Consider the following 9,093-nt stretch of genomic DNA (forward strand, 5'->3'; position numbering starts at 1 on the left):
ATTGTATAAGATTGATTCTATTGCTCATAAGTTGGTCTCCACCAGAGCTTATTTCCTCTTCGAACCAATGCCGACAAAATAAACAATCTAAACGAAAAAACCACCAACTATATTTGACCACATTACCATTCTTGATGCTTTTAATTCTGAGTCCGCTCCTGTCTGCCGGCGAGACAGGTTCGCGAAAGAAAATCATAGCAAAATCTTATTATTGCATATTCAATAATAGATATTTATTATGATTCTAAAAAAACCAACCTCATTAAAACGCTTGTAAGCGATTTTTAGAAATCAGCCATGTCTATGGTCGTTTTCTGATATTTAAAGCAAAATACGCCTGTTTAAAAAACAAAACTGATTTTAGGCCACATCAAACTCGCTTACAAAATGCATTTTTACCGAGGGGTATTTTTGCTGTGTCATTTGTAAGCTAAAGGAAGAATCGGCTAGAAATACCAATTGGTTTCTTTTGTCTTTTGCCATAAATCGCTGCTTAACGCGTAAAAATTCTTTAAACTCTTCACTTTTTGGGTCTTCAGGATCTACCCAGCAGGCTTTATGTACATGGAGGGGTTCGTACGTACATTTGGCACCATATTCATGTTCCAATCGGTATTGGATGACTTCGTATTGTAGCGCTCCTACGGTTCCAATCACCTTACGGCCATTGAGTTCTAAAGTAAATAATTGTGCAACCCCTTCATCCATCAACTGGTCAATGCCTTTGGCCAATTGCTTGGATTTCATAGGATCTGCATTGTTAATATATCGAAAATGTTCTGGTGAAAACGAAGGAATTCCTTTATAATGAATTTCTTCACCAGAGGTAAGGGTATCTCCAATTTTAAAATTTCCTGTATCGTGTAAACCTACGATATCCCCTGGATAGGAAATATCGACAATTTGCTTACGCTCTGCAAAAAAGGCATTTGGGCTTGAGAATTTTAATTTCTTCTTGTTACGCACATGTAAATAGGGGGTATTCCGTTCAAAAACACCAGATACAATTTTTATAAAGGCGAGGCGGTCTCTATGCTTTGGATCCATATTGGCATGGATTTTAAAGACAAAGCCTGAAAAATCTTTTTCGTGAGGATGTACGAGGCGCTCTTCACTTTGCTTAGGACGTGGAGTAGGGGCAATTTCAACAAAGCAATCGAGGAGTTCGCGAACCCCAAAACTATTCAACGCCGATCCAAAAAATACAGGTTGCTGTCTTCCATCTAGATAGGCTTGTTTGTCAAAATCGGGATATACTCCCTGTACGAGTTCTAGCTCTTCTCTTAGGGTGTTGGCGGCTTTGGTACCCACCAATTCGTCAAGCACACTATCTTGAAGATCAGATATTTCTACAGTTTCTTCGATGTTTTTACGGCTATCGCCACTAAAAAGGTTGACATTTTTCTCCCAAATATTATAGATCCCTTTAAAGTCATAGCCCATTCCTATCGGGAAACTTAAAGGCGTTACGGAGAGATGTAATTTTTGTTCGATCTCATCGAGTAATTCGAAAGCGTCTTTTCCCTCACGGTCCAATTTATTCACAAACACAATCATGGGAATGTTGCGCATACGGCAGACTTCGACGAGTTTTTCAGTTTGTTCCTCTACACCTTTTGCAACATCTATAACCACAATCACACTATCGACAGCGGTGAGTGTTCTAAAGGTATCTTCTGCGAAGTCCTTATGCCCAGGAGTATCTAAAATATTAATTTTAGTTCCTTGATATTCAAATGCTAATACCGAAGTAGCGACAGAGATTCCACGTTGGCGCTCTATCTCCATAAAGTCACTAGTCGCCCCTTTCTTTATTTTATTGGATTTGACAGCTCCTGCTTCTTGAATGGCTCCTCCAAAGAGTAATAATTTTTCAGTTAAGGTGGTTTTTCCAGCATCAGGATGCGATACAATTCCAAAGGTTCTACGTCTTGCGATTTCGTCTTTTACACTCATGAATGACAGCTAAATTTTCTGATGCAAATATACAGGAAACCATCGTGTAAAAAACTACGTATATACCCACAAAAAATGAGTTTTCTATACACATTTGCGAATAGTAACTCTTTTTATAACGAATAATGAACCTTAAATTTTATATAAAAAAGTAGTATGTATTTAAAAGTAATGACGTATTACGTGGTGACATTTTTAGAATATTTCGAAAAAAAACACATGAAAAATGAGCGCTAAAATAAGAAGATGTTGGGCTATTTTTAGAGGTAATTTTTGGATGTTTTAAGGCACTTATTTTTTGTTTTGTCACTTTTGTTAAAAATACCCCGTAAAACTACGTGGTTTTTATTAGTACGGTTTTTTCGGTGGTTTCACTACTTTTTTTGCTTTCGCGAAAGCGTGTATAAACTGCTGAAAACACGGAATTTAGTTGAATTTATGTAAATGTTATTTACGTAAAAACCGTAATTTGGAAGAGGTTTTGAGAAAAGTGTGTAATCCTCACAAAACCCTACGGAAAAGCCATAATTTGTGTATTTGGTCGATGTTTTGGATGCAAAGGTCTAAAAAGTAGGATAATATATTTTCGGTTTAAATTAATGAAATATATTTGGCTTACCCAACTTGAATATTAACACTTAAATAGTTTATAATAAAAATATAAATTTTGAATATTATGGTAGAGTATACAATCGGACAGAATGTTCTTTGTACTCGTGGGGGAAGCTGTTATACAAAATGTGTAACGCGATTACATTTTCTAGGTTCTTTTAAGAATCCAATTCTCAACTAGTATTTATTATTAAGGATAAGCAGCACTTTTAAACTCATGTGGTTTTTTGATGCTGTGAATTAATTTGGTTTAACAACCTACTATGAAGAAAAGTTACAAAACGACATTCGGCACCTATCACAAGGAATTCCTTAAGGTGTGGGGGTCATTTTTAGATATATTTAGTATGAAGATACATTACTTACGTTTAAGAAAAGAATCTTTCCTTAATCAGCATGGATCAAATCCTTTGTTTATTAAGAACGCAGTAGTAGCTCCTGAGTTACGGATGTGCAAGAAAATGATATTCAGTGCTATTGCAATGATGTTTTTGTTTTCATTTTCTGTAGAAGCACAAACACAATCACCCTCTATCACTTCTGGCGTTACCTTTCAATGGTCAGATGTTCAGGATACGAATAATAATGGTGATATAGATTTTAACGAAAATAATAATCCAGCAACCATTCAGTCTATCACTGTAGGATCTGAGGTGTATAATACGTTTGTAGTACCCTCAGGGTATCAGCTTACTCGGTTAGGGCCAAGTGGGCATAATCCTAATGGGATTATTCTTAATGGAAGTCAGCTTATAGGAACGAGTTCAACAGCAACATTACCTATAAATGATTCGAATGCATGGGATAATGCTGCGCTTTCAGCTTTTCAGGATAAAAACTTAAATCATTATTTTACATCAAATCCTAATGGGGCAAATATTTGTTTAAATTTTCCTGCCACCCAAACCACCAATGCTCAAAAACAGACATTATTTTACGACCCAGCTATTCCGTCAAATGCAGATGCTATTCTTGCGGTTACGGAAAGAGGGGGGAATAACTGTTTTTATATCGAAATGTGGGGAACTCCTGCAGGAGGAGGACCTGATCAGAAATTAGGAGAAACTTTTGTAAGAACGAGTGGTGATTTACGTAATGGTGGATTTTCGCCACCTGCCAGTGGTTCAGATTATTGGGGATCAGGTAGAGAGCAAGATAACAGTCAGACGATTGCGATTGCTCTTTTTGAGTTAAATAATATTGCACCCACAGGATCTAAAATTTCTCGTGTAGAATTTGTTGCGGCATCTAATGACCACGGAGATGGTAAATTGTTTATTCTTCAGACGTATGCCGTGGATTCTCAGCAGGTGGGTTGTTTAGACAGCTCTTTTAGTGGAAATATTGATCTTGAAAATAATGTACCCGAAAATTCTACGTATTCATTAGTATCTGGTCCTACACCTGCAGGGCAGTCATTTACGCTTAATCCAGATGGTACCTATACGTATATGCCATCTCCAGGGTTCTTAGGAGATGTTACATTTGAATATCAAGTATGTCTTCCAGCACCCAATACCAATGTGTGTGACACCGCAACAGTAACACTCACTTTTGTGGAACTGCCAGATATGCCTACCATTGATTTAAATTGTAATGATAATGGACTCACAGATATCGTGGTTACGGCTCCCATTGGTCCAGAATTTGAGTATTCTATCAATGGTGGTACATACCAGTCAAGTCCAACATTTACAGGGCTTTCTGAAGGAACTTATCAAATTAAAGTCCGAAACTCATTTTCAGGATGCGAGAATACAAATGCTACGGCTGTTGTTATTGATGATCTGGATATTGTGATTCCAATAGACGTTACAGATGTTCTTTGTAAAGATGATACCAGCGGAGAAATAAATATTACTGTTACTGGTGGAAAGCCTCCTTATACGTATTCTTGGAGTAATGGCGCAACTACACAGGATCTTACAGATTTGGCTGCGGGAACCTACACCATTATAGTGACCGATGATTATGGGTGTACGATTACAAGAGATGTTATAGTTACGGAACCTCAAAGTACTTTAATTACCTCGGGTGATGTTACAGATGCTTTGTGTAACGGAGATGACTCAGGGGCTATTGACTTTACAGCAAACGGTGGAACACCACCATACACCTATGCTTGGAGTAATGGAGAGACAACAGAAGATCTTTCGGATGTAGTAGCGGGAAATTATACTGTCACAGTCACTGATGCTAATGGGTGTACAGAATCGGATTCATTTGTTGTTAATCAGCCAGGAAATAGTGTCCAAATAAGTATTCAACCCATTGCAGTACTGTGTTTTGGTGAGGAATCTGGTCGAATAGAACTTACCGTTACCGGAAGTTCTCCTCCTTATTCTTTTGAATGGAGTAACGGAGCTACGACAGAGGATTTAATTGATATTGCAGCTGGTTCTTATAGTGTAATTGTTAGAAATGCTTGTGGTGCTATTGTTGGTAATGGTGCAGCAACTGTTGGTCAACCAGCTGCCATTACAGCAGATAAAGAAATCACAGATGTTACTTGTTTTGGAGAAGATACAGGTTCTATTGATATTACAGTAGATGGTGGAACACCTCCTTTTACATTTGATTGGAGTAATGGAGAAACTACCGAAGATATCATAGACGTAGTTGCCGGAGCTTATTCAGTACTCGTTACAGATGCTAATGGATGTACCATTACTGTAAATGCAACAGTGATGCAGCCTAATAGTGCACTATCAGCTTCAGGAACTGCTGTAGATGTATTGTGTAATGGAGATGATACAGGCGCTATTGACTTTACAGTAAATGGCGGAACACCACCATACACCTATGTTTGGAGTAATGGTGAGACGACAGAAGATCTTTCAGATGTAGTAGCGGGTAACTATTCTGTAGTTGCTACGGATGCTAATGGATGTACGATTTCAGATAGTTTTATTATTGATGAACCAGACAATGCGTTAAGTGTCAACATTACCCGTGTAGATGCTACTACGGCTCAAGGTTGTTTAAATGGAGAGGCAACAGCTACTGTAACAGGTGGAACACCTCCGTACACATACGAATGGAGTGCAAGTGCTGGAGGTCAAACCACTCAGACAGCAACGAACTTACCTGGAAATTTCAATGGAAACGGAGCGGGAGTTCATTCAGTAACAATTACGGATGCCAATGGATGTGAATTAGTACAGAGTGTTATTATCAATTGTAGTGATACCTGTGATGCAGTGATTGCTATTCAAAATACAACAGACGTTCTTTGTGCTGGAGAAAATACAGGAAGTGCGACGGTAAGTGGGAGTTCAAATGCGAACCCAGCTGCTTTATTTACCTTCACTTGGAACACAGGTCAGGTAGACGCAGGCGTAACTTCTAGTACACTAAGTAATTTAACTGCTGGTGTATATACGGTTAGTGTCACGATAGACGGAACGGTATGTTTAGCTGTTGAGCAAAGTGTAACGATTACAGAACCAACAAGCCCAGTGGGGGTTTCGATTTCATCTACCGATGAGACAGGTCCTGGATTAAACAACGGAACGGCGACTGCCAATCCAACAGGTGGTGTGCCACCGTATACCTATGTATGGAGTAACGGAGAAATGACTCAGACCATTACTGGTTTGGCACCAAATACGTATACTGTAACAGTAACAGATGCCAATGGTTGTGAGGCCATGAACACAGTAACTGTGAACGAAGGGAGCTGTCAGAATTTAGCCATTACCACAAGCGCCACTAATGTAAGTTGTAACGGATTCTCTGATGGTACCGCATCTTCTAATACCACTGGTGGTGTAGGTCCTTTTACCTATTCATGGAGTAATGGTGCTACTACCGAAGATATCACAGGATTAGTTGCTGGGATGTATACCGTTACTGTAACGGATGGCTTTACAAATTGTACCGCACAATCTACAGTGACCGTCAACGAGCCAAGTGTATTAAGTGGTGGTATTGCTGTAAATAACGTATTGTGTCACGCTGGAGATACAGGTTCTCTTAACTTAACAGTAAGTGGTGGTACCTTCCCATACACATTTGATTGGAGTAATGGAGAAACTACCGAAGATATTATAGACGTAGTTGCCGGAGCTTATTCAGTACTCGTTACAGATGCTAATGGATGTACCATTACTGTAAATGCAACAGTGATGCAGCCTAATAGTGCACTATCAGCTTCAGGAACTGCCGTAGATGTATTGTGTAATGGAGATGATACAGGCGCTATTGACTTTACAGTAAATGGCGGAACACCACCATACACCTATGCTTGGAGTAATGGTGAGACGACAGAAGATCTTTCAGATGTAGTAGCGGGTAACTATTCTGTAGTTGCTACGGATGCTAATGGATGTACTATTTCAAATAGCTTTACAGTTGGAGAACCTGATAGTGCATTAGGAATCAATATTACAAAAATCAATGCCACAACAGCCCAAGGTTGTTTAGATGGTGAAGCCACTGCTACAGTCACTGGTGGAACTCCACCATACACCTATTTATGGAGTGCTAGTGCGGGCAGTCAGACAACAGCTACTGCTACTAATCTTAGTGATGAAGCACATAGTGTTACAGTCACAGATGCAAACGGTTGCATGTTAACACAAAGTGTTGTTATAGATTGTATTAACACTTGTGATGCAGTTATTTCAATTCAGGATGTAACTGATGTGCTTTGTGCTGGAGAAAATACTGGAAGTACGACGGTAAGTGCTAGTTCAAATGCTAACGCAGGTGCACTATTTACATTTACTTGGAATACAGGTCAGGTAGATGCTGGGGTGACTGCGAGTACATTAAGTAATTTATCAGCTGGTGTATATACGGTTAGTGTCACGATAGACGGAACGGTATGTTTAGCTGTTGAGCAAAGTGTAACGATTACAGAACCAACAAGCCCAGTGGGGGTTTCGATTTCATCTACCGATGAGACAGGTCCTGGATTAAACAACGGAACGGCGACTGCCAATCCAACAGGTGGTGTGCCACCGTATACCTATGTATGGAGTAACGGAGAAATGACTCAGACCATTACTGGTTTATCACCAAATACGTATAATGTAACGGTGACAGATGCTAATGGTTGTGAGGCTATGAATACAGTGACTGTTAATCAAGGGAGCTGTCAGAATTTAGCCATTACCACAAGCGCCACTAATGTAAGTTGTAACGGATTCTCAGACGGAACTGCATCTTCTAATACCACTGGTGGTGTAGGTCCTTTTACCTATTCATGGAGTAATGGTGCTACTACCGAAGATATCACAGGATTAGTTGCTGGGACGTATACCGTTACTGTAACGGATGGCTTTACAAATTGTACCGCACAATCTACAGTGACCGTCAACGAGCCAAGTGTATTAAGTGGTGGTATTGCTGTAAATAACGTATTGTGTCACGCTGAAGATACAGGTTCTCTTAACTTAACAGTAAGTGGTGGTACCTTCCCATACACATTTGATTGGAGTAATGGAGAAACTACCGAAGATATTATAGACGTAGTTGCCGGAGCTTATTCAGTACTCGTTACAGATGCTAATGGATGTACCATTACTGTAAATGCAACAGTGATGCAGCCAAACACCCCGGTTACAGGAGACGTTACAACAACAAATGAGAATGGAGCCACCGCAGATGATGGTACAGCGACTGTTGTAGCTTCAGGAGGAACGCCTCCATACACGTATTTATGGAGTAACGGTGAAACAACCCCTATGATTACAGATTTAGATTCTGGAGATTATACGATCACTGTAACGGATGCAAATGGATGTACTTATGTAGAAACTGTTACAGTAAATTCTTCAAATCAAATTCCAGATGCTGAGGATGATACAACGACTACTCAAGAAGATACACCAGTAAATATTGATGTAACCAATGATGATGATTTTGGTACAGATGGACCTTCCACAGGAACTATAGTTATTATTTCTGGGCCTTCTAATGGAACAGCTACCGTAAATGATAATAATACGCCAGATGATCCTACCGATGATACTATAGATTATACGCCTAGTCCTGATTTTAATGGAGAGGATGAGTTAGTGTATCAGATAGAAGACAGTAATGGGGATACTTCCACCGCAACGGTAACCATAACAGTGACTCCAGCGGATGATGTGATGGATGATACGGCGACCACACCAGAGGATACCCCAGTAGATATCGCGGTATTAGACAATGACGGTTTTGATCCAGATTCAGATGTCGAAGTAACAGATGTCACGGATCCAGCCAATGGAACAGTGACCATCAACCCTGATGGAACGGTGACCTACACACCAGATCCTGATTTTAACGGAACAGATACCTTTGACTATACAGTCACCGTAACAAACCCTGATGGATCAACGACCACTGAAACCGCTACCGTAGTAGTCACAGTGACTCCAGTAGAGGATATCATGGATGATACGGCTACGACACCAGAGGATACGCCAGTAGATATCGCGGTATTAGACAATGACGGTTTTGATCCAGATTCAGATGTCGAAGTAACCGATGTTACGGATCCAGCTAATGGAACAGTAACGATCAACCCTGATG

2 protein-coding genes are annotated in these 9,093 nt (G+C 39.8%); one reads left to right on the forward strand and one right to left on the reverse strand.

All coding sequences use genetic code 11. From position 1 onward, the window contains the following. Positions 1-360 precede the first annotated feature (360 nt). A complete protein-coding gene (locus tag ACFO3O_RS22285) occupies positions 361-1,956 on the reverse strand; it encodes a peptide chain release factor 3 (RefSeq protein ID WP_379983032.1) in 1,596 nt (531 codons plus the stop codon). Positions 1,957-2,831: 875 nt separating this feature from the next. Between ACFO3O_RS22285 and ACFO3O_RS22290 the strand changes: the two genes are divergently transcribed. After that, on the forward strand, positions 2,832-9,093 hold a 6,262-nt coding region (locus tag ACFO3O_RS22290; protein WP_379983033.1), incomplete at its 3' end, for an Ig-like domain-containing protein.

Source organism: Dokdonia ponticola, assembly GCF_042653865.1.
Classification (GTDB): Bacteria; Bacteroidota; Bacteroidia; order Flavobacteriales; family Flavobacteriaceae; genus Dokdonia; species Dokdonia ponticola.

Coding starts and splice junctions, on each gene's coding strand:
- ACFO3O_RS22285 (WP_379983032.1), bottom strand. CDS start 1,956: ATGAGTGTAAAAGACGAAATCGCAAGACGTAGAACCTTTGGAATTGTA.